21 protein-coding genes and 1 pseudogene are annotated in these 18,952 nt (G+C 64.8%); 8 read left to right on the plus strand and 14 right to left on the minus strand.

Features of this window, described 5'->3' with window-relative positions:
• A partial coding sequence (locus G513_RS0117785; protein ID WP_169560474.1) for a transposase occupies nt 1-250 on the minus strand: 250 nt, incomplete at its 3' end.
• A 344-nt stretch (nt 251-594) separates the two neighbouring features.
• Here G513_RS0117785 and G513_RS0117790 point away from each other — a divergent pair.
• Nucleotides 595-1,830 (plus strand): acetyl-CoA C-acetyltransferase, encoded by a 1,236-nt coding sequence (locus tag G513_RS0117790; protein WP_022978216.1) that lies wholly within the window; start codon nt 595-597, stop codon nt 1,828-1,830.
• A gap of 26 nt (nt 1,831-1,856) precedes the next feature.
• Here G513_RS0117790 and G513_RS26495 read toward each other — a convergent pair.
• From G513_RS26495 to G513_RS0117825, 8 genes and pseudogenes are all read right to left on the minus strand, one after another.
• Nucleotides 1,857-1,910 (minus strand): annotated as a pseudogene (locus tag G513_RS26495) (DUF924 family protein); the annotation flags it as partial.
• A 96-nt stretch (nt 1,911-2,006) separates the two neighbouring features.
• A complete protein-coding gene (locus G513_RS0117795; RefSeq protein ID WP_022978217.1) occupies nt 2,007-2,309 on the minus strand; it encodes a type II toxin-antitoxin system RelE/ParE family toxin in 303 nt (100 codons plus the stop codon).
• On the minus strand, nt 2,306-2,497 hold the full coding sequence (locus G513_RS0117800) for a hypothetical protein (RefSeq protein ID WP_022978218.1): 192 nt from the start codon (nt 2,495-2,497) through the stop codon (nt 2,306-2,308). The genes G513_RS0117795 and G513_RS0117800 overlap by 4 nt, the downstream gene beginning before the upstream one ends.
• Nucleotides 2,498-2,600: 103 nt before the next feature.
• Nucleotides 2,601-3,197, minus strand: a complete 597-nt coding sequence (locus G513_RS0117805) for a DUF924 family protein (RefSeq protein ID WP_022978219.1) — start codon at nt 3,195-3,197, stop codon at nt 2,601-2,603.
• Between the two features lie 41 nt (nt 3,198-3,238).
• Nucleotides 3,239-4,078, minus strand: coding sequence for a hypothetical protein (locus G513_RS23905; RefSeq protein ID WP_211219707.1), 840 nt, complete (start codon nt 4,076-4,078; stop codon nt 3,239-3,241).
• A 46-nt stretch (nt 4,079-4,124) separates the two neighbouring features.
• The gene (locus tag G513_RS0117815; RefSeq protein ID WP_022978221.1) at nt 4,125-4,898 is read right to left on the minus strand and encodes an SDR family NAD(P)-dependent oxidoreductase; all 774 of its coding nucleotides are present in this window, start codon (nt 4,896-4,898) and stop codon (nt 4,125-4,127) included.
• Nucleotides 4,899-4,922: 24 nt separating this feature from the next.
• A complete protein-coding gene (locus G513_RS0117820) occupies nt 4,923-6,110 on the minus strand; it encodes a DUF1214 domain-containing protein (RefSeq protein WP_022978222.1) in 1,188 nt (395 codons plus the stop codon).
• Entirely contained in the window at nt 6,107-7,312 is a 1,206-nt protein-coding gene (locus G513_RS0117825; protein ID WP_022978223.1) for a sulfotransferase family protein, read from the minus strand. Before G513_RS0117825 ends, G513_RS0117820 begins: the two co-directional genes overlap by 4 nt.
• Before the next feature lie 242 nt (nt 7,313-7,554).
• Between G513_RS0117825 and G513_RS25165 the strand changes: the two genes are divergently transcribed.
• Nucleotides 7,555-8,472 carry a helix-turn-helix domain-containing protein gene (locus tag G513_RS25165; RefSeq protein WP_022978224.1) on the plus strand — a complete coding sequence of 306 codons (918 nt, stop codon included), beginning with the start codon at nt 7,555-7,557 and terminating at the stop codon, nt 8,470-8,472.
• A 15-nt stretch (nt 8,473-8,487) separates the two neighbouring features.
• On the opposite strand, the gene G513_RS0117835 is transcribed toward G513_RS25165, so the two are convergent.
• Complete coding sequence (locus G513_RS0117835; protein ID WP_022978225.1) at nt 8,488-9,792, minus strand: NADH:flavin oxidoreductase/NADH oxidase family protein; 1,305 nt, start codon at nt 9,790-9,792, stop codon at nt 8,488-8,490.
• 7 nt (nt 9,793-9,799) lie between these two features.
• Nucleotides 9,800-10,201: a nuclear transport factor 2 family protein gene (locus tag G513_RS0117840; RefSeq protein ID WP_028475715.1), complete on the minus strand. Its 402-nt coding sequence runs from the start codon at nt 10,199-10,201 to the stop codon at nt 9,800-9,802.
• A 197-nt stretch (nt 10,202-10,398) separates the two neighbouring features.
• Here G513_RS0117840 and G513_RS0117845 point away from each other — a divergent pair, with 197 nt between their 5' ends.
• Nucleotides 10,399-11,298 (plus strand): alpha/beta hydrolase, encoded by a 900-nt coding sequence (locus G513_RS0117845; protein WP_022978227.1) that lies wholly within the window; start codon nt 10,399-10,401, stop codon nt 11,296-11,298.
• 4 nt (nt 11,299-11,302) lie between these two features.
• Here the strand turns inward: G513_RS0117845 and G513_RS0117850 are convergent, their stop codons facing one another.
• Nucleotides 11,303-12,550, minus strand: coding sequence for an acyl-CoA dehydrogenase family protein (locus G513_RS0117850; RefSeq protein WP_022978228.1), 1,248 nt, complete (start codon nt 12,548-12,550; stop codon nt 11,303-11,305).
• 174 nt (nt 12,551-12,724) lie between these two features.
• On the opposite strand from G513_RS0117850, the gene G513_RS0117855 reads away from it, so the two are divergent.
• On the plus strand, nt 12,725-13,681 hold the full coding sequence (locus G513_RS0117855) for a helix-turn-helix domain-containing protein (protein WP_022978229.1): 957 nt from the start codon (nt 12,725-12,727) through the stop codon (nt 13,679-13,681).
• A 10-nt stretch (nt 13,682-13,691) separates the two neighbouring features.
• On the opposite strand, the gene G513_RS0117860 is transcribed toward G513_RS0117855, so the two are convergent.
• Both G513_RS0117860 and G513_RS23915 read right to left on the minus strand, forming a co-directional pair.
• Nucleotides 13,692-14,102: a GlcG/HbpS family heme-binding protein gene (locus tag G513_RS0117860; RefSeq protein WP_022978230.1), complete on the minus strand. Its 411-nt coding sequence runs from the start codon at nt 14,100-14,102 to the stop codon at nt 13,692-13,694.
• A 100-nt stretch (nt 14,103-14,202) separates the two neighbouring features.
• Complete coding sequence (locus G513_RS23915; protein ID WP_022978231.1) at nt 14,203-15,099, minus strand: LysR family transcriptional regulator; 897 nt, start codon at nt 15,097-15,099, stop codon at nt 14,203-14,205.
• A gap of 103 nt (nt 15,100-15,202) precedes the next feature.
• Here G513_RS23915 and G513_RS0117870 point away from each other — a divergent pair, with 103 nt between their 5' ends.
• From G513_RS0117870 to G513_RS0117885, 4 genes are all read left to right on the plus strand, one after another.
• A complete protein-coding gene (locus G513_RS0117870; RefSeq protein WP_022978232.1) occupies nt 15,203-15,919 on the plus strand; it encodes a pirin family protein in 717 nt (238 codons plus the stop codon).
• Between the two features lie 105 nt (nt 15,920-16,024).
• Complete coding sequence (locus tag G513_RS23920) at nt 16,025-16,726, plus strand: hydrolase (RefSeq protein WP_022978233.1); 702 nt, start codon at nt 16,025-16,027, stop codon at nt 16,724-16,726.
• A 96-nt stretch (nt 16,727-16,822) separates the two neighbouring features.
• Entirely contained in the window at nt 16,823-17,098 is a 276-nt protein-coding gene (locus G513_RS23925; RefSeq protein WP_022978234.1) for a XapX domain-containing protein, read from the plus strand.
• Nucleotides 17,095-18,951: an amidohydrolase gene (locus tag G513_RS0117885; RefSeq protein WP_022978235.1), complete on the plus strand. Its 1,857-nt coding sequence runs from the start codon at nt 17,095-17,097 to the stop codon at nt 18,949-18,951. The genes G513_RS23925 and G513_RS0117885 overlap by 4 nt, the downstream gene beginning before the upstream one ends.
• The last annotated feature ends 1 nt before the right edge of the window (nt 18,952 follow it).

Consider the following 18,952-nt stretch of genomic DNA (forward strand, 5'->3'; position numbering starts at 1 on the left):
CCAGACGCCGGCTCGACTGGATGCGGTTCATGTATCCGTAGATGTAGATCCGCAGCAGCGTCGACGGGTGGTAACCGGGTCTGCCAGTCTCCTCGGCGTGTACGCCCTCGAAGCCGAGAGCGGCGAGATCGAGCTCTTCAACGAATGCATCGATAGCGCGAACCGGGTTGTCCTCGCCAATGTAGTCATCGAGTCGCTCAGGAAACAGCACACTCTGAGACCGATCCTCACCTTCGATGAATCGCTTCATCGGCAACTCCATCACGACAATGACGGAATAACAATCAGCAAACTTCACACCACGTTTTCACACAGTCTCGGCTAATACCGGCCTTTGGAATGTGTTCTGTGCGCGCCAGCAGCAGACGCGTCTCCCACATCCACTCTCGGGAACCCTAATCGATGTTCATACAGGAGTTTCGCTTTTCGGCACACCCGAAATCGGGCTCGCCCGATCTGCCCTCATCCCACGGCACGGTCCCTCTGAAGCACGCGGACCGGCGCGGTGAACGTGTCCCCAGAGCAGCCAACCTTAGGATGGGGCGTGCTGGCCGAGTAGCAGCCATGCTTTTCCTTTGATCAGGAGAGAGTGGAATGAGCGAAGCGTGGATCATCGATGCCTGCCGCACCCCGCGGGCGATCGGCAAGGCGGGCAAGGGCGCGTACACCGGCATTCATCCGCAGCGCCTGGGCGCAACGGTGCTCAAGGCACTGGCCGAGCGCAACGGCCTCAATACTGCGGAGGTCGACGACATCATCTGGGCCACCAGTTCCCAGCGTGGCCAGCAGAGCGGCGATCTGGGGCGCATGTCTGCGCTGGATGCCGGCTACGACGTTCGCGCCAGCGCCGTGACGCTGGACCGCTTTTGCGGCTCGGGCATCACCAGCGTCAATCTCGCCGCGGCGTCGGTCCTTTCCGGCATGGAAGACTGCGTCATCGCCGGCGGCACCGAGATGATGTCCAACTACGGCTTCGGCGGAAATGATCTGCCGGCGTTTCTGGACAACGGCAATCTCCATCTGCGCCAGCTGCACCCGCAGCCGCATCAGGGTGTCTGCGCCGATGCGATCGCCGCGATGGAAGGCATCAGCCGCGAAGACTGCGATCGGGTCGGCCTGGTCAGTCAGGAACGCGCGGCGCGCGCCATCGCCGAAGGACGTTTCGCGAAGAGCCTGATCCCGGTGTTTCGCGATGACGGCTCGCTGGCGCTCGACCGCGATGAGTACCCGCGCGCCGGCACCACGCTGGAAAGCCTGGGCCAGCTCAAGGCAGCGTTCGGGCAGTTTGCCGATCGCCCGCTTGATGAAACCGGCACGACCTATCGCCAGCTGATTCAGACCGTGTACCCGGATCTGGCCTTCGACGCAGTCCACCATGCCGGCAATTCGTCGGGTGTGGTCGATGGCGCGGCCGCACTGCTGCTGGCGTCGCCTCAGTACGCCCGTGCGCAGGGATGGAAGCCGCGCGGGCGCATCGTCGCCACCGCGAACATCGGCGACTCGCCTACCCTGATGCTCAACGCACCGGTACCGGCCGCGCGCAAGGTGCTCGCGAAGGCAGGCCTGAAGATCGAAGACATCGATCTGTTCGAGATCAACGAAGCTTTCGCGGTGGTGGCGGAGAAGTTCATCCGCGATCTGAACCTCGACCGCGACAAGGTCAACGTCAACGGCGGCTCGATCGCGCTGGGCCACCCGATCGGCGCCACCGGCGCGATGCTGATCGGCACCGTGCTCGACGAACTGGAGCGCCGCGGACTTCGCCACGGCCTGGTGACGATGTGTGCGGCCGGCGGCATGGCACCGGCGATCATCATCGAGCGCCTTTGATCAGCGGCTTTCGATAAGCCCAGATACGCCCGCTCCTCCGCCGTGTTTTCACGGCCGAGGAGCGCATTGCGGTGTGGGAAGCGTCCGAGGAGGGGAGCGGGCGGTAAAGCTGAATTCCACGAGGCGCAAGTTTCTCGAAGTCACTCGGCAGACTCGTCACCATCCATGACCCCGGATTACAACTCCGTCAAATCGCTCGACAGAAGCTGGCGGTAATGCCGCACGGTAAGGACATCGACGCGCCCTTGATCTGGTAGAACGACATAGATGATCGGGTAGGGTCGCTCAAGCAGTTCCCGAAGATCGTCTTGCTGGTACTCGGGCACCGATCGCCCCGACCACGGCAGTTCAGCCAGCTGACGCGAACGCTGGACAAGACGCCGCACGACTTTGGGTGCCGCCAGCGGAGCATCCTGAGCGATGTAATCGTGGATTTCCCGCAGACGCGCCTTGGCGCGATCGGTCCAGAAGACCTTCATTCGTCGGTCAGGCCGAGTTCCTTGAGAACGTCCTCGACCGGGGTGACCCGACTCGCACGGCTATCGGCCAAGCCCGCCTCAATATCGGCGCGCACTGCGGCACGGTAGGCCACGTCACGCCAGGTCGCGTCGTCAGGCAAATGATCGATGAGCTGATGCGCTTGCTGCTTCAGCGTTTGAGGTTGCATCGTCTATCTCCGATCCGTCGCGGACCCTATAGATTTACGGGTTTTACAGTGACAGCTTACAAACTCCCCGCCCGATCGATGCAATCTTCGGTCATTTGAGCGCTCAGACTGCCGGCGAGCCCAAGTAATCCCGCTCCTCAGCCGTGTTTTCACGGCCGAGGAGCGCATTGCGATGCGGGAAACGCCCGAAGCGCTCGATCACTTGCTGATGCTGCAGCGCATGGCCGAGATAGTTCTCGAGCTGGTTGCGGAGCGGCTCTGAGGCTTCGGCAACCAGCTGCCGGTTGAGGCTGACTGAGCGCGCCTGCTCGTCGAGCGATTCCGCATGTTCGAGCGGCAGGTAGAAGAAGGCGCGTCGGACCGGCGACAGCTGGAGATCGTCGCCGACGGCGATGCCGTCCGAGCACAGCTGCTGCCCCAGCGTCTGCCAGGCATAGGACTGCCCGTCGCCGCGAAACAGATGGCGGGAGAACTGGTCGACGACGATGATCGCCGCCAGCCGGCCTTCGGGCGCCGCCAGCCAGCCGTCCCGTTCGCCATTGACCACCGCACTATGCAGCGCGCCGAAACGGTCGCGGATCTGCTCGTCGATCGCCGGCTCGGCGTTCCACCACAGATCGGACTGGGTGCGGATCGCTTCCAGATCGTCATCGCCCGGCCCAAACCAGAATTCGAGCACTGCCTGTACTTCTGTCGTCATCGGTGTGCTGCCTGCCAAGAGCCTGTGAACAAGGCTTGGGCCTAGCTCGGGCGGAACAAGATGCTGCCGACGACGTGGTCTTCACCCAGCGTCAGCAGCACGTCGGCGCGCGCCGGCAGCACTCGCAGCGCGTGCGTGGTGAGCCGCTCGTAGTGCTGGATGAAGCGGTCGAGCTGGGTTCGGGACTGCAGGCCGATGGCCGAGCTACTCGCTGCGCTGGCGGTGTCCTGCTCCTGCTGCCATCGCCAGCGGCGGACGCAGTCGATGTCGGGAACGCGCAGGAACACCAGGGCATCGAGCCGCGAGAACCATTCGGCGTAAGTCGTGCGCAGTTGCTCGTTGACGATGCTGCGCCAGCGGCCGTCGGCGTCCTCGCGGCCCTCGAGATCGTTGACGGGTTCAGTCAGCTCCGCCGATGTCTGCGGCGGCGTGCCGACGCACCAGCCTTCGAACAGCACGATGTCGACCGGGCCGGAGACGCTGGGCCAACGGCTTGCCGGCATCCGATCGTCTTCGGCTTTCGAGAACTGTGGCAGTGCTAGAGAATCTTCCGTGCGAAGCACGCGCAGCTTGTCGAGCGTGTCGATCCCCAGCTGCACATCGTGCGTGCCGGGCACGCCGCGCGTCGCGAACAGCGGATGGACGTCGCGGGCGAGACGTTCGCGGTCCGCGCGCGGCAGATAGAAATCGTCGAGCGATAGCACCACGGCGCGCAGCCCGTGAGCGGATAGCAGCTCGTCCTTCAGGAAAGCGGCAGCCGTGCTCTTGCCAGAGCCTTGTCCGCCGTTGATCCCGATAATCGAACCGCGTTGGCCACGCCCGCGTCCGGCCATCCAGGGGGCCAGTTGGCGATAGAACGCTAGTGTCCGCTGGTCTAGCATGAAAGGGCTCCGTACCTGGGGGAGTCCAGGCACGGAGCCCCGCGATTCAGTAGAGCTGAATCGAATGCCCGGCGTCGACCGTGACGATCGAACCATTCATGTGCCGGGAGGCCTCGCTTGCCAGTAGCAGTAGCGGCCCGTCCAGCTCCTCGACCTGACCGAGGCGCTGCAGCGGGTGGCGTTCGACATAGCTCTTGCCGATGTCGGAATCGAACAGCGGCCCCGCCATCTCGGTTTCGAAATAACCCGGCGCGATCGCGTTGACGCGGATGTTGTGGCCGAACATGTCACGCGCCATCGACTTGGTCAGCTGGTTGGCAGCGGCCTTGAGCGTGCAGTAGGTCGGCACGCCGGCCATCACCTGGGTACCGATGATCGAGGTGATGTTGACGATCACACCGGGCTCGCCAGCGGCGATCAGGCGCGTCGAAAAGCTGCGGCAGGTGCGCATCATTCCGGACAGATTGACGTTGATGAGGTTTTCCCAGTTCTCGTCCTTCAGATCCGGAAACAGGCCGAAATCCACTTGCGCCGCGCAGTTGACCAGCAGATTGACTCGGCCGAACGCCTTCTCCGCGGCATCGAAGATCGCTTCCACCGACGCGCTGCTGCCGACATCACCGGCAACGGCCACCGCGTCCGCGCCGTTCTTGCGCAGGTCGGCGACGACCTTTTCCAGCCGCTCCTGATTGCGGGCGACGCAGACCACCTTGGCACCTGCCGCCGCCAGCGTCCCGGCAAAGCGCTTGCCCATGCCGGTGCCGGCACCGGTTACCAGCGCAACCTTGCCCTTCAGCGAAAACAGACTCTCGATATTCATCGACGAAGCTCCAGGAGTCATGGATCAGATCCGGCCGAGACGCGGCATCGACCAGGCCCGCTCGCGCAGGATCTTCTGGCGTTCTTCGGCCGACAGGCGCGGTGTCGACGCCGGCAGCAGGGCATCGAGCTGCGAGCGCTTGACCTTGCGGATCGTCGGCAGCGGCAGGGTGTCGGCCTCGTAGTAGCGAATGGTGATCAGGCCCGAAGGATGACCGCCGGCATCGAGCCAGTTGGCGATGCCTGGATCATCGTGCGAGATCACCGCGCGAAAGATGCCGCCTTCGTCGACTCTCGCCTGATGGCCATTCAGCGAGGTCTGGCGCAGGTGGTAATCGCGCGCTTCCCAGAAATGGCTGCCGATCTGGACGTTCCAGTACTGGGTCTTCGGCAGCTGGCATTCGAGGATCAACGCTTCGTCCAGCGCGCACTCGTACGGGCCCTTGCCATACTGGATCGCGCGCCAGCCGTAGTCGATGCCATCGAAGGCCAGGGTGTTCGCCGGCGCCGTGTAATAGGTTTCCACAGAGCCGCGGAAGATCGCGGTGGCCTGGCTCAGGAAGTCGCAGAACAGCGCCGCATTGCGACGAATATCGGCCTGGGTCAGCGGCGGCGGCGGGTACTTCGCGCCTTCGTTGATGATGGTCAGGCGCGCGGCCTGTTCGGTGGTCCAGTCGTAGAAGTACTGGCGGAAGATCAGCTCGCCCGGGCCTTCCGGCAGTTCCAGCCAGTTCGTCGCATCGGCCGGCCGCTTGCGGCTGAGCACGATGTCGACGTGGTTGTTCGGCCCCACCTCGGCCTTCGGCAGACGCGCGTGCAGGGTCCATTCGCCAAGCCGCGCGAACTGGTTGCGGCGCGATTCGATGTCGAACATCTTCGCGGTGCCGCGATCGCCGCTGATGCGGTAGACGTTGTCGCCGTGCACGGGCGCCCACTGGTAGTGGCAGTCCGCGGACGGCAGGCCCCATTGCAGATGCGTGCTGAGCAGTTGCAGGAAGCGCGGATAGTTCGGATTCGACTCCTCCATCGTGATCGGCAGCGCACCGGCGATCAGGCGAGTCAGATAGCGCAGGCCTTCAGCGCGGGTCAGGTCGTCGGTCACCCGGGGGTCTTTCCAGACCAGGGCTTCCAGCTCGCCCATGGCCTTGACCACTGCGCGCCAGATATCCGGCTGGGTGAATTTCAGATGCTCGAAGGAAGTGTGTGCCGTCATGCGGAGATGCTCCGATCTGTCGTGATGTAGCGGCGGAAGCGCTCGCCATAGGCGGCGAAGCGTCGGTCGATGGTGTCGCTGGCGTAGCCATAGTCAGCGGCGGAATAGCTGTAATGGCCGAGGTAATGCGGCGGGCGCTGTTCTTCCCAGGCGCCGATCAGCTGGGCGGTTTCCGGCGTGAATGTCCGGCCGGCACGCTCGTAGATGCGGCGCACCACGTCGAGCGCGTTGTCGACCACTTCCTCGTAGCGGACATCGAGGATGCGATCCGATGGCAACTGATCGCGCAGCTCCAGGTAGCGGTCCATCGAGCGGCCGAAGTAGTCGAGCATCTCGTCGCCCAGCACCTTGCGATCGACGTGATCGCTGTGGATGCGGCGCATCTCTTCGACCAGGCCGGCGATCGAGGGCAGCAGCTTGTTGACGTCGCGATGGCAGTGCACCAGCACGGCGTCCGGGAAGGTTTCCAGCAGGATGTCGATCAAGCCGGTATGGCAGGGCGATTTCAGCACCCAGCCGCGGCCTCGTGCGCCGCCTTCCTGCCATTGCAGGTACTGCATCTGGCTGAACAGATACTGGTACACCGGCCGCCGATCTTCGTTCATGACGTGGTCGTAGAACGAGGTCGAGCGCGCGAACAGCCAGGTGACCACGCAATCGAAGGAGCCCTGCATCAACAGCACTTCCTCGTCCGGTTGCAGCGCTTCGGTGGGATGGCGCGCGACGAAGGCCGGATACAGCTCGGTGAGCATCGCCACGGCGGCCTGCGCGGCTTCGATGCGTCCCTTCGGATTGCCCGGTTCCTCGTCCGGAAACGGCGCCGGATTCATCATCTTCCAGTACATCATCCCCTGCGCCTGCGGATCGGCAGACAGAATGCGCTGCAGCTTGGTGGTGCCAGTGCGCGGCAGGCCGAGCACGACGATCGGCTTGACGATCTTCTCGTCCAGGATCTCCGGATGCGCCTTCACGTCGCGCACATAGCGCAGGCGGTTGACCAGCATGTTGATCACGCCGCCGTAGGCCAGCTGTTCGCCCATCGCGCTGAACTGCGCTTCCTCGCGGAAGCCGGCGATCAGTACTTCGAGCGCCTTCATGAAACTGAGGTCGCCAAAATCCTCCAGCCCCGCCATTGCGCGAGCGGCGGCCAGCAGTTCGGGCACGGTCTTGGGCAGCACGGCTGCCTCGATTGTTTCGGTCATCGCTCCTCCAGCACATTCAATTTTTTGGGAATCGCCTCTGTGGGCGTTCGCCGATAGTTGTAGCGGGTCGCCGATTGCGGCACTGTCAGATTCGTACGCTGCGGCCTGAACAGAATCGTCCAACGATCGGGGCCTAGGGCCTGTCACCAATTACTTTGCTCGCTGCGGCGGAGGTCGTTTTTTCGCAGTGCAACTTGAGATGACAGGCCCTAAAGCGGTGCTGGTGCAGAAGGAGAAGACAGATGGCCCATGACATCGGAGTCCGCGGCGTCGACGTCTACAGCCAGGCGTGCCGAACGACACCGTTGGTGGAACGCAAGAGCGCCGAGCGCACCGGCATCAGCCTGTATGGCTGGGGCGTGAAACCGGACAAGGAGCTGTTCGTCTCGGAATCGCAGGAGCTGACGCTGGCTGTGCACCTCAGCGGCGCGCGCCGCGTGCGGGTGTTCACCGACGGCGGCCTGAGCCGGCGCTTCTCACGGCCGGGCGACATCACGCTGATTCCGCGCGGCCAGTCGATCAGCTATCTCACCGATGGCGAAGTGGAGTTCGCCACGGCGCACTTCCCCCTCGATGCCGCGAAGATCTTCCGCGACGTCGCCGGCGATCGGCTGCTCAATCTGCCGCATTGCCTGTTCGCGATCCGTGACGATTACGTGGTCTCCAGCGTCCGCACCCTGATGCGCGCGCCGGCGCTGTCATCGCGCAACACGCGGCACTACGTCACCCATCTGCTGAACTCGCTGGCCTGGCATCTGGTGCGGGTCGTCGCCGATGGCAATGCCGAACCGGTGCGACTCGCGCAGTGGCAGCCAACGACGGACGGCGCGATGCGCGAACCGGACTTCGATGCGGCGATTGCGCAGATCGACGCAAGGCTCGGCGATCGCATCGGCCTGCAGGAACTGGCCGATCACGCCGGCATGGGCCGCACCCGCTTCTGCGAGAAATTCACCCAGCGTTTCGGCTGCTCGCCGCATCGCTTCATCCTGCGGCGCCGCATCGAGAAAGCCAAAGCCCTGCTGCGCGAAGGCCGCAGCAATGTCACGGCGATCGCCTACGAACTTGGCTTCAGCAGCCCCTCGCATTTCTCGGTGGCGTTCAAGGCGGCGACCCATGTGTCGCCGCTTGAATTCGCCGCGCTGACCAACGCCGGGTAAGGCGGCTTTCGGTGTTTAGCCCGGCCGCTGCCAGCGCGCCAGCGCCTCGGTTTCGTTCTGCTCGTAGCCCATCAGCGCGTCAAACACCGAGAGCTTCAGATCCGCTTCCTGGCCATCGCCGAGGCGGATCAGCTGCAGACAGAACCAGCCGAGCAGGCCGAAGGATTCGACGGTCTTGAAGGTTCGGTCGTCCATGTCGGGGCCGAGCGCATCGCGCGGCATGCCCAGCCCGTGCTCGATGGTCGGCAGTTCGTTGCCCTGCCCGCCCAGCAGCAGCGGCCCGCAGTCTTCCGATGCGTAGCAAGTGGGCCGGCCGATGCCGATGACATCGCAGGCGCCGGAGGCCAGCGCGTCGTCGATCGTCTTCAGGCTGCGCATGCCGCCGGTGATCATCAGCGGCATCTTCACCAATGGCCGCACGCGCTGCGCGAAGTCGAGAAAGTAGGCTTCGCGCGCCGCGGTGCTGGCGGCGACCTTGCGGCCGGTCTTCGGCGCTTCTTCGCCGAGGCCGACCATCGACATCTGCTCGTAGCTGCCGCCGGAGATTTCCAGCAGGTCAAGGCCGGCATCGGACAGCCAGCGCACCACCTGCATCGACTCGTCCTGACTGAAGCCGCCACGCTGGAAATCGGCTGAATTGAGCTTCACCGAAATCGGAAAATCGTCGCCGACCGCGCGCCGCGTCGCCGCCACGATCTCCAGCAGCAGCCGCGCCCGGTTGGCCAGGCTGCCGCCGTAATCGTCAGTGCGGACATTGGCCAGCGGGCTCAGGAAGTTGGACAACAGATAGCCGTGCGCGGCGTGTATCTGCACGCCGGTGAAGCCGCTGTCGCGGGCGACGCTGGCCACGTGCACGAAACGACGCTGGACATCGCGGATGTCGTCCAGAGTCATCGCCTGCGCCTCGCCACAACCCGCCTCGGCAACCGGCAGCGAGATCGCCGAGGGCGACAAGGGCCGGGGATGGATCGCCGCCGAGGTCTGCCGGCCCGGATGATTGATCTGCATCCAGAAATGCGCACCTTCGCGAGTGCCGATCGCCGCCAGCTTGCGCAGCGCTTCCAGGCCGCCGTTGTCATCAATGGCAATGTTGCCCGGCCGTTCCAGCTGACGCCGATCGACCTGCACGTTGCCGGTGAGCATCAGGCCGAAGCCGTTGCGCGCCCAGCGCTCGTAAAGCCGGAAATGCCGCTCGCTGACCCGATTCATCGGATCGGCCAGACCTTCGGTCATCGCCGCTTTGGCGAGGCGGTTCTTGAGTACGGCGCCGCAGGGCAGACGCAGTTCGGTAGCAACGAGGTTACGCGGGGCTGAATTCACGATGCGCTCAGCCTTTAAGAACATCGGCGGTATGCATGGTGTCCAGATACTCCTTGACCGCCGCGATCTTGCCGTCGCGAACCTCGACCAGGAAGTGGTACTCGTTGTTGTAGGTCCGGCCGTTGCCGAGCACGCCGTAGGACTCCGCCTCGCAGGCCACCTTGCTGCCTTCGGCGATCATCGCTTTGGGCGTGATCTTCAGGCCGTCTTTGGTCCCTGGCACCAGGCTGTTCAGCAGCTCTCCGATCTCCGCCTTGGTCTTCAAGCCGCAAAGTGGAAACAGCGCCGGCTTGCCGCCGATCCACCAGGTGGCATCGGCCGTCATCATGTCCAGAGCACCCTGAACATCCTTGCGTCCGAAGTGGGCAAAGAAATCGGCCACCAGCTGCTTGTTGGTTTCCAGGCTCATCATTTCGTCTCCTCGTCGTTGTCGTGTTTCTCGTTATGGGCCCGATGCTACGACAGGAACCCCGACCGTCGCCCCGAGGGATTGCCCTCGGGTGCATGAGGGCTCGGCCTCGTATCGGCGCCTTCGGTCCCGGGGTTAGGTTTCCGTCAGCTGCCGAAGTGCAGCCTCGCGAAAAGACCGAACCGAGGAGACGAACCATGTCAGCCCAGCAACTGGACGCGGTGATCGCGGACATTCACGCCTGCTTCGGCGCCTGGTCGCCGGACACGCCACTGCCGCAGATGCGCCGCGATTGGGACGAGGTGTTCGGCAAGGTTCCGTGCAAGGTCGGCGCGCGTTGCGAGGCCATCGACATCGGCGGGCTGCCGGCGTTGAAGGTCAGCGCGTCGAACGCCGCGGCCGATCGCGCCATCCTCTACCTGCACGGCGGCGGCTACGTGTTCGGCTCACCGCGGTCGCATCGCGATCTCGGCGAGTTCCTGTCGCAGGCCGCGCAGGCGCAGGTCTACATGCTCGACTACCGCCTGGCGCCGGAGCATCCGTTCCCGGCGGCGGTGGACGACGCCACCGATGCCTGGCGCTGGCTGCTGGCGCAGGGCTTACAGCCTGGAAAGCTGGTGATTGCCGGCGACTCCGCTGGCGGGGGTCTGACGCTGGCCACGCTGTTGTCGATCCGCGATCACCGCCTGCCGATGCCGGCCTGCGCGGTGACGCTATCGCCCTGGGCCGATCTCGAATGCAGCGGCGAAACCATGGTCAGCAATGCCGCAATCGATCCGATGGTCGGCAAGGACTTCACGCGCCAGCTCGCCAATCTCTATGTCACCGCCGGCAACAGCCTGCGCAATCCGCTGGCCTCGCCGCTCTACGGCGAGCTGTCCGGCCTGCCGCCCTTGCTGATCCAGGTCGGCGAACGCGAAACCCTGCTCGACGACAGCCGCCGCGTCGCTGCCCGTGCGAAGCAGGCCGGGGTCGACGTGAGCCTGGAAATCGAGCCTGGCCAGATTCATGTGTTCCAGATCTTCGCCAACCGGCTCGATGAAGCCGTCGCCGCAATCGAGCGGATCGGCACCTTCGTGCGCAAGCACTGCGGCTGATTGTTCAGCGCCCTTCGGCCGACGCCATCGGGTCGTAGCCCGGCGCCTGGAACTTGCGGTGCAGCTGCCGGCGACGCACGCCCATGTTGCCGCCGTCGTAGAGCGGGAAGCACAGCGCGTCCTGCATCAGGCCGGACAGTGGCGACAGCACGGTGTAGCTGTCGACGCCGACCAGACGCATCGCGTCGTAGACCGCCTGCACGCAGAGTTCCGAGCTGTACACCTTGGTCATCACCGCCAGTTCGTCGCTGCGGCGGTCGGTGACGTCGAGCTGGTGGCAGGCCTTCCAGGTCAGGTAGCGCGCGGCCTCGATGCGCATCTTGATGTCGGCCAGCATGTAGCCGACGTTCTGGTGCTCGATCACCGGCACATTGCCGGAGCGCTTGTCGTTCTTGGCGAAATCGAAGGCAATGTCGAAGGCGGCGCGCATCACGCCGGTGCAGGCGGCGCCGATCAGCGCTGCGGTCCAAGTGAACGCGTACTGGCAGATGGCGATGCCGTCGCCCGGCTTGCCGAGGATGTTGCCGGCCGGCACCCGGACGTTGTTGAAATGGATGCGCGGCGACACCACCGCCCGATGCCCGACGGTATCGAGATAGCCGACCACTTCGACACCCGGTGTCGAGCCCGGCACCACGATCACCGCCAGCGATTCAGCCGGCGGCTTGCCTGGATCGGTGCGGCAGACCACCGAGATCAGATGCGCGCCCTTGCCATCCCAGCCGCAGCCGTTGGTGGTGTAGTGCTTTTGCCCGTTGATGACCCATTCGTCGCCTTCCAGCCGCGCGAAGGTCTGCACGCCGGCACTCGGGTCCGGGCAGTCGTAGTTCGAGCCGCCGGTGACTTCGGTGAACGCCAGTGCGGCCAGCCGATCGCCCGGCGCTTCGAGGATTTCGCCGATCCAGCGGCGCTTCTGCTCCTCGCTGCCGTAGCCGATGATCGGCTCCATGCCGAGGCCGGTGGAGAGCAGGGTCGACGGGACGTTGATGTCGGCCACGCAGAGCTCCTCGGCAGCGAGCGCGAAGTCGACGATCGACATGCCGCTGCCGCCATAGGCCTTCGGAAACAAGGCATGGACGAAGCCGGCCTGGGCCATCTGAGCATAGAACGGCCGCGTCGCGAAGAAGCGGTCCTCGTGCGCCGGATGCAAGGCGATCGTCGCCTTGACCTGGCTCAGCACGCCGGCGGCGAACTGACGGGCGCCGGCTTGCAGGGCCTGCTGTTCGGGGCTCAGGGAAAAGTCGATGGCCATCGGATGCGTCCTCGATCGGGTGTGCAGTGAAGTCCGTAGATTGAACGCCGCGGAAGACATTGGCTTGGCGGATGCCGAATGCGCAGTTGGCGGATTGCGCACGCAACTGGCAAAGATCATGCGGAGGATCGGAACGTATGATCGGCAGGCGATGGACCGATAGCGAGGGCAACGATGCGAACCTGGACCACCGAGGATCGGCCGCCGGCCCAGCAGTACCCGTACTGGCGCGAAGTGCTGTGCGAAGCCTTTACCGCGCTGGATCCGGTCGCCGAATCCGTTGGCTCGTTCGAAAGCACGGTGGCGATCAAGGACCTGCTCGACGTCACCGTGTCCGACGTCCGATCCAGAGCCCAGACCGTGTTCCGCAGCGAGCGCGAAATCCGCCGCAATCCCAGCGAGTACTTCTTCGCCAACATGCAGCTGGAAGGCAGCTGCATCGTCAAGCAGGACGGCCGCGAGACGCTGATGCGTCCGGGCGATTTCTACATCGTCGACACCACGCGCAGCTACGATCTGGTGTTCGAGGACTGGCGAATCCTGTGCATCCGCATGCCGCGGCATTTGCTGATGCCGCGTCTGAAGGCGCCGCGCGCAGCCACCGCCGTGCGCCTGCATGACGACGGCGCGCTGGGCACCGTCGCCGGCTCGTTCATGCGCTCGTTGCTGCACTGCTCGGAAGCGATTCCCCCGGCTGCGCAGCTGTCCCTGGTCGACACGCTGGCCAACCTGCTGTCGATTGCCTTGGGCGCCACCACGGAAACCCGCGAGCACGGCAAGCACGCGGTTCGCGAAACCTTCCGCGATTCGATTGCCGCCTACGTGGCGACGAACATCGCCAACCCGGAGCTTTGCGTGAACATGGTGGCCAGCCGCTTCCAGATCTCTCCGCGCTACCTGCACAAGCTGTTCGAGGACCAGGGGCAGTCGTTCTCGCAGCGGGTGCAGGAAAGCCGCCTGGAACGCTGCGCGCGTGATCTGGCTGACACGGCCCAGGGGCAGGCGTCGATTTCCGAGATCGCCTACCGCTGGGGTTTCAACGACCTGTCCAACTTCTGCCGTGTCTTCCAGAAGCGCTACGGCATGTCGGCCGGTGATTTCCGGCGCCGCGGCGCGGACGCGGTTCGCTGATCGACCTGCTTCAGCCGAACGCGGCGACACCGGCCTCGGCAACCGACTGATCCTGTTCGCCCGAGCCACCGCTGACGCCGACGGCGCCGACCACGTGGCCGTTCTTCTTCAGCGGAATGCCGCCGGCGAAGATCATGATGCGGCCGTGATTCGAGCCGTGGATGCCGAAGAACTGCTGGCCCGGCTGCGAGTTGTCGGCCAGATCCTTGGTCGCCAGATTGAAGGCACGTGCGGTGAAAGCCTTGTTGATCGAGATGTCGACGCTGCCGATCCAGGCGCCATCCATGCGTGCATGGGCGATGAGATTGCCGCCGGCATCGACCACCGCAACGTTCATCGGCTGGCCGATGTCCGCAGCCTTCTTTTCGGCGGCGGCGATGATGGTCCGGGCGTCCTTCAGCGAGACGAGCGTGATTTCCATGGGGCGGATTCCTGGTGGGTGAAGAGAAATAGCGAAGGGCCAACAGGCCAGCTTGCTGCCGAACACCAGGCTTCTCAATCCCCGTGGCAGCCCTGGGACGCTACTGCTTCACCACCGGCACATGGCGCTGGAAACACTCCGCCGCCGCGCGCGCCGCCGGCCCGGCCAGTTCCGGGCGGACCAGCACCAGATACAGCTCCATGTTGCGCAGGCTGCCGACCGCGAGCGGCAACGGCCGCACCGTGCCCTCGCGCAGGGCCGGCGCGAGCAGGTGCTCGGGCAGCCAGGCGTAGCCGAGGCCGGCTTTCACGGTCGCCAGCGAGGCCTCGATGCTGCTGACCGTGCAGCGGCGATCGGCACCGAGCCAGCCTTCGTTGCGCGGATGCTTCTGACCAGAGTCACGGACCACCACCTGGACGTGGCGAGCCAGATGTCCGACGGTCAGCGGCACTTCGACCTCGAACAGCGGATGGTTCGGGCTGGCCACGGCGACGAAGCCGATGTCCATCAGGAAATCACCGAGAAAGCCCTGCGGCACGCGCGTGGTGATGACGACATCGGCGGTGCTGTCCTCGATCGCCTGCTCGGCACCGGACAGCACGGCATCGGACACCTGCATCTGGGTGCTCGGGCAGAGCTGCTGCAGCTCGGCAACGATGTTCATCAGCAGCTCCCGCGGGAACGCCACGTCGACCACCAGGCGCAGGTCCGGCTCCCAGCCCTGCTTGAGCTTGCGCGCCAGCAGTTCCAGGGTTTCGACCTCGCGCAGCAGCGGCCGGGCGCGCTGCAGCAGCACGCGGCCGTGTTCGGTGAGCACCGCCTTGCGGCCTTCGACGACCAGCAGCGGCACGTCCAGCGCCTCCTGCAGCCGGGCGATCGCATAGCTCACCGCCGGCTGGCTCTTGTTCAGCGCCGCCGCCGCCTGCGCGTAGCCGCCGTGATCGATCACCGCGGCCAGCACGGCCCATTGTTCGAGCGAGGTTCTTGCGAGTGCCATGGCTCAAATTATCAATTTTGTTGATGGATGGCATCCGAAAATCGAGCTTTTTTATCCGATCGCCGAGTTCTATCTTGCTTCCACACCCACCGGAGACAAGGCCATGAACCAGATCAGACTCAGCAGCGACCGCGGCCACGCCGACCACGGCTGGCTGAATTCCCACCACAGCTTTTCGTTCGGCGACTACTTCGACGCCGAGCACGTCGAGTTCGGCCCGCTGCGGGTGATCAACGAGGACCGCGTCTATGCCGGCGGCGGCTTCGGCACTCACGGCCACCGCGACATGGAAATCATCAGCTACGTGCTGTCCGGCGAGCTGGCACACAAGGATTCCATCGGCAACACCTCGGTGATCCGTCCCGGCGATGTGCAGCGGATGAGCGCGGGCACCGGTGTGCGCCACAGCGAGTTCAATCCTTCGCAGGCCAATCCCGTGCACTTCCTGCAGATCTGGATCCAGCCGAACCAGCAGGGCATCGCGCCGAGCTACGAGGAGAAGCGCTTCGAGGAAGCCGAAAAGCGCGGCCGCCTGCGGCTGATCGCATCGCCGGATCAGGCCGAAGGCTCGGTGCTGCTGCACCAGGACGCCCGCCTCTACGCCGGCCTGTTCGATGGCGCCGAGACCGCGAGCCTGAGTCTGGCAGCCGGCCGCCGCGCCTATGTGCATCTGGCTCGCGGTGCGATCACCGCCAACGGCGTGAAGCTGGCCGCCGGTGACGCGCTGAAGATCGAAGCGCTGGGCGAACTGAGCCTCAGCGATGGCAGCGATGCCGAAGTGCTGGTCTTCGATCTGCCCGGCGCGCAGCGCAGGTCCTGATTCAAACGCCGGATTCAAACGTCTGGCTCGGCTCGAACAGAGCCGGGCCGGACATTGCCAACGCAGCAGCCGCAGCACCTCACACCGCACAAAGGGGAAACCACCATGTCGCAAACCAACACACTCGCCAAGCGCTCCGAAAAGGGCCTGCTGACTCCGGACAACTGCGTACTGGCGATGATCGACCTGCAGCCGCAGATGCTGTTCGGCGTCTCCAGTCACGATCGCCAGACGATCATCAATAACAATGTATTGCTGGCCAAGGCAGCCAAGGTGTTCGGCATTCCGGTGGTGCTGTCGACCGTCGAGAGCAAGTCGTTCAGCGGCAACACCTGGCCGCAGCTGCTGGCGGCGCTGCCCGGCGTCGAGCCGATCGAGCGCACCTCGATGAACTCCTGGGACGACGCCAACTTCGTTGCCGCCATCGAGAAGACCGGCCGCAAGAAGATCGTGCTGACCGGCCTGTGGACGGAAACCTGCGTCGCCCTGCCGACCGTGCAGGCGATCCACGACGGCTACGAGGTCTATGTCGCCGAAGACTGCTGCGGCGATGTCAGCCTGCTGGCCCACGACAACGCCATGAAGCGCGTCTACCAGGCCGGCGCCAAGCCGGTCACCGCATTGTCGACCCTGCTCGAATGGCAGCGCGACTGGGCCCAGCGCGACACCTATGACGCGGTGATGGACATCGTCAAGACGCATTGCGGTGCCTATGGTGTCGGCGTCGAGTACGCCTACACGATGGTCCATGGCGCGCCGCCGACGGTGCTCTCGCCGTACGTCCCGGCGTCTGCCGCGCACGGCTGAACCCGGCAGCCCCGGACGATCGGCCAGACGCTGGCTCGATCGTCCGCGGCCTGAAGTTGCATCCCCAATTCCGGGCACGATTCTGGAGACGCCACCATGAAGATGTATCTGCTGTCGCTCGCCGCTGGCTTGCTGGTCGGCGCGATCTACGCGCTGCTGAACGTACGCTCGCCGGCCCCGCCGGTGATCGCCCTGCTCGGGCTGATGGGCATCCTGCTCGGCGAACAAGCGGTGCCGCTGGTCAAGCGCGCGTTCGTTGCCAGGGAGCCAGTGACGGTCAGCTGGGTCAAGGCCCAATGCGGCGAGCACGTATTCGGCGAACTGCCGGGCAACGCCACGGTGAAGCCGCGCGAGACGGGAGACAGGGCATGAGCACCGCACCTACGCTCATTGTCCGCAACGCAAAGATCACCACGCTCGATCGCCAGAATCCACAGGCGACAGCCTTGGCGATCACCGATGGCCGCTTCGTCGCCGTCGGTGCTGAAGACGAGGTGATGAAGCTCGCCGGACGCAATACCCAGATCATCGACGCCGCGAAGCGCCGCCTGATTCCCGGCCTGATCGACTCGCACATCCACGTCATTCGCGGTGGCCTCAACTACAACCTCGAACTGCGCTGGGATGGCGTGCCTTCGCTCGCCGATGCGATGCGCAGGCTCCGCGACCAGGTGGCCCGCACGCCGGCGCCGCAGTGGATCCGCGTGGTCGGCGGCTTCACCGAATGGCAGTTCGCCGAGCAGCGTCTGCCAACCATCGACGAGCTGAATGCCGCGGCACCGGACACACCCGTGTTCATCCTCCATCTCTACGATCGCGCACTGCTCAACGCTGCCGCGCTGCGCGCCGTCGGCTACACACGGGATACGCCGAATCCGCCCGGCGGCTGGATCGTCAAGGACAGCCGTGGCGAGCCCACCGGCCTGCTGCTCGCCGAGCCGAACGCGCTGCTGCTCTATTCCGCACTGGCGAAAGGCCCGAAGCTGCCGATCGAGTACCAGCGCAATTCCACGCGCCATTTCATGCGCGAGATGAATCGCCTCGGCGTCACCAGCGTCGTCGATGCCGGCGGTGGTTTCCAGAATTACCCGGACGACTACCAGGTCATCGAAGACCTGCACGCCTCCGGCGAACTGACCCTGCGTATCGCCTACAACCTGTTCACCCAGAAGCCGAAGGAAGAGGTTTCCGACTTCACGAATTGGGCGAAGCTGGTCAAGCCGGGCCAGGGCGATGCGATGTACCGCCACAACGGTGCCGGCGAGATGCTGGTGTTCTCGGCGGCCGATTTCGAGGACTTCCGCCAGCCGCGCCCGGAACTGCCGGCCGGCATGGAGAACGAGCTTGAAGCGGTGGTCCGCGTACTGGTCAGCAACCGCTGGCCATTCCGCCTGCATGCCACCTACGACGAATCGATCGGCCGCGCGCTGGACGTGTTCGAGAAGGTCAACCTCGAGATTCCCTTCGACGGCCTGCACTGGTTCTTCGATCACGCCGAAACGGTCAGCGATCGCAACATCGAACGCATCGCCAGGCTTGGCGGCGGCATCGCCATCCAGCATCGGATGTCCTACCAGGGCGAATACTTCATCGAGCGCTATGGCGCGAAAGCGGTCGAACGCACGCCGCCGTACAAGCGGATGCTGGAGATGGGCGTCCACGTCGGCGCCGGCACCGATGCAACACGCGTGGCCAGCTACGATCCCTGGAATGCGCTGTGGTGGCTGTCGACCGGCAAGACCGTGGGCGGCACCCGCATGTATCCGCCGGCCAACCTCGTCGACCGCGAAACCGCGCTGACCATGTACACGAAAGCCAACGCCTGGTTCTCCAACGAGGAAGGTGCGAAGGGCCAGATCAAGATCGGCCAGCTCGCCGATTTCGCCTTGCTCTCAGCCGACTACTTCAGCGTGCCGGAAGACCAGATCCGCAATCTGGTCTCGGTGCTGACCGTGGTCGGCGGCAAGCCGGTCTATGGCGATGACGAGTTCAAGCCACTGGCGCCAGCGCTGCCGCCGGCAATGCCGGACTGGTCGCCGGTCAACTTCGGCAGCCAGTACTACAAGCCGGACCGGGAAGCGGCGCACGCGATGGCGCAAGCCAGCTGCGCTTGTGCCTCGAACTGCAATGTCCACGGCCATGCCCATGGCCGTGCCGTCACCTCCGCGACCGACGACCAGAATGGTTTCTGGGGTGCGCTCGGTTGCTCCTGCTGGGCGTTCTGAT

The organism is Nevskia ramosa DSM 11499, from assembly GCF_000420645.1.
Taxonomy (GTDB): Bacteria; Pseudomonadota; Gammaproteobacteria; order Nevskiales; family Nevskiaceae; genus Nevskia; species Nevskia ramosa.

Coding starts and splice junctions, on each gene's coding strand:
- G513_RS0117840 (WP_028475715.1), bottom strand. CDS start 10,201: ATGAGCCTGGAAACCAACAAGCAGCTGGTGGCCGATTTCTTTGCCCAC.
- G513_RS0117845 (WP_022978227.1), top strand. CDS start 10,399: ATGTCAGCCCAGCAACTGGACGCGGTGATCGCGGACATTCACGCCTGC.
- G513_RS0117850 (WP_022978228.1), bottom strand. CDS start 12,550: ATGGCCATCGACTTTTCCCTGAGCCCCGAACAGCAGGCCCTGCAAGCC.
- G513_RS0117825 (WP_022978223.1), bottom strand. CDS start 7,312: ATGACCGAAACAATCGAGGCAGCCGTGCTGCCCAAGACCGTGCCCGAA.
- G513_RS23920 (WP_022978233.1), top strand. CDS start 16,025: ATGTCGCAAACCAACACACTCGCCAAGCGCTCCGAAAAGGGCCTGCTG.
- G513_RS0117860 (WP_022978230.1), bottom strand. CDS start 14,102: ATGGAAATCACGCTCGTCTCGCTGAAGGACGCCCGGACCATCATCGCC.
- G513_RS0117885 (WP_022978235.1), top strand. CDS start 17,095: ATGAGCACCGCACCTACGCTCATTGTCCGCAACGCAAAGATCACCACG.
- G513_RS23905 (WP_211219707.1), bottom strand. CDS start 4,078: ATGCTAGACCAGCGGACACTAGCGTTCTATCGCCAACTGGCCCCCTGG.
- G513_RS0117820 (WP_022978222.1), bottom strand. CDS start 6,110: ATGACGGCACACACTTCCTTCGAGCATCTGAAATTCACCCAGCCGGAT.
- G513_RS0117800 (WP_022978218.1), bottom strand. CDS start 2,497: ATGCAACCTCAAACGCTGAAGCAGCAAGCGCATCAGCTCATCGATCAT.
- G513_RS23915 (WP_022978231.1), bottom strand. CDS start 15,099: ATGGCACTCGCAAGAACCTCGCTCGAACAATGGGCCGTGCTGGCCGCG.
- G513_RS0117855 (WP_022978229.1), top strand. CDS start 12,725: ATGCGAACCTGGACCACCGAGGATCGGCCGCCGGCCCAGCAGTACCCG.
- G513_RS0117795 (WP_022978217.1), bottom strand. CDS start 2,309: ATGAAGGTCTTCTGGACCGATCGCGCCAAGGCGCGTCTGCGGGAAATC.
- G513_RS0117870 (WP_022978232.1), top strand. CDS start 15,203: ATGAACCAGATCAGACTCAGCAGCGACCGCGGCCACGCCGACCACGGC.
- G513_RS0117805 (WP_022978219.1), bottom strand. CDS start 3,197: ATGACGACAGAAGTACAGGCAGTGCTCGAATTCTGGTTTGGGCCGGGC.
- G513_RS0117790 (WP_022978216.1), top strand. CDS start 595: ATGAGCGAAGCGTGGATCATCGATGCCTGCCGCACCCCGCGGGCGATC.
- G513_RS25165 (WP_022978224.1), top strand. CDS start 7,555: ATGGCCCATGACATCGGAGTCCGCGGCGTCGACGTCTACAGCCAGGCG.
- G513_RS0117815 (WP_022978221.1), bottom strand. CDS start 4,898: ATGAATATCGAGAGTCTGTTTTCGCTGAAGGGCAAGGTTGCGCTGGTA.
- G513_RS23925 (WP_022978234.1), top strand. CDS start 16,823: ATGAAGATGTATCTGCTGTCGCTCGCCGCTGGCTTGCTGGTCGGCGCG.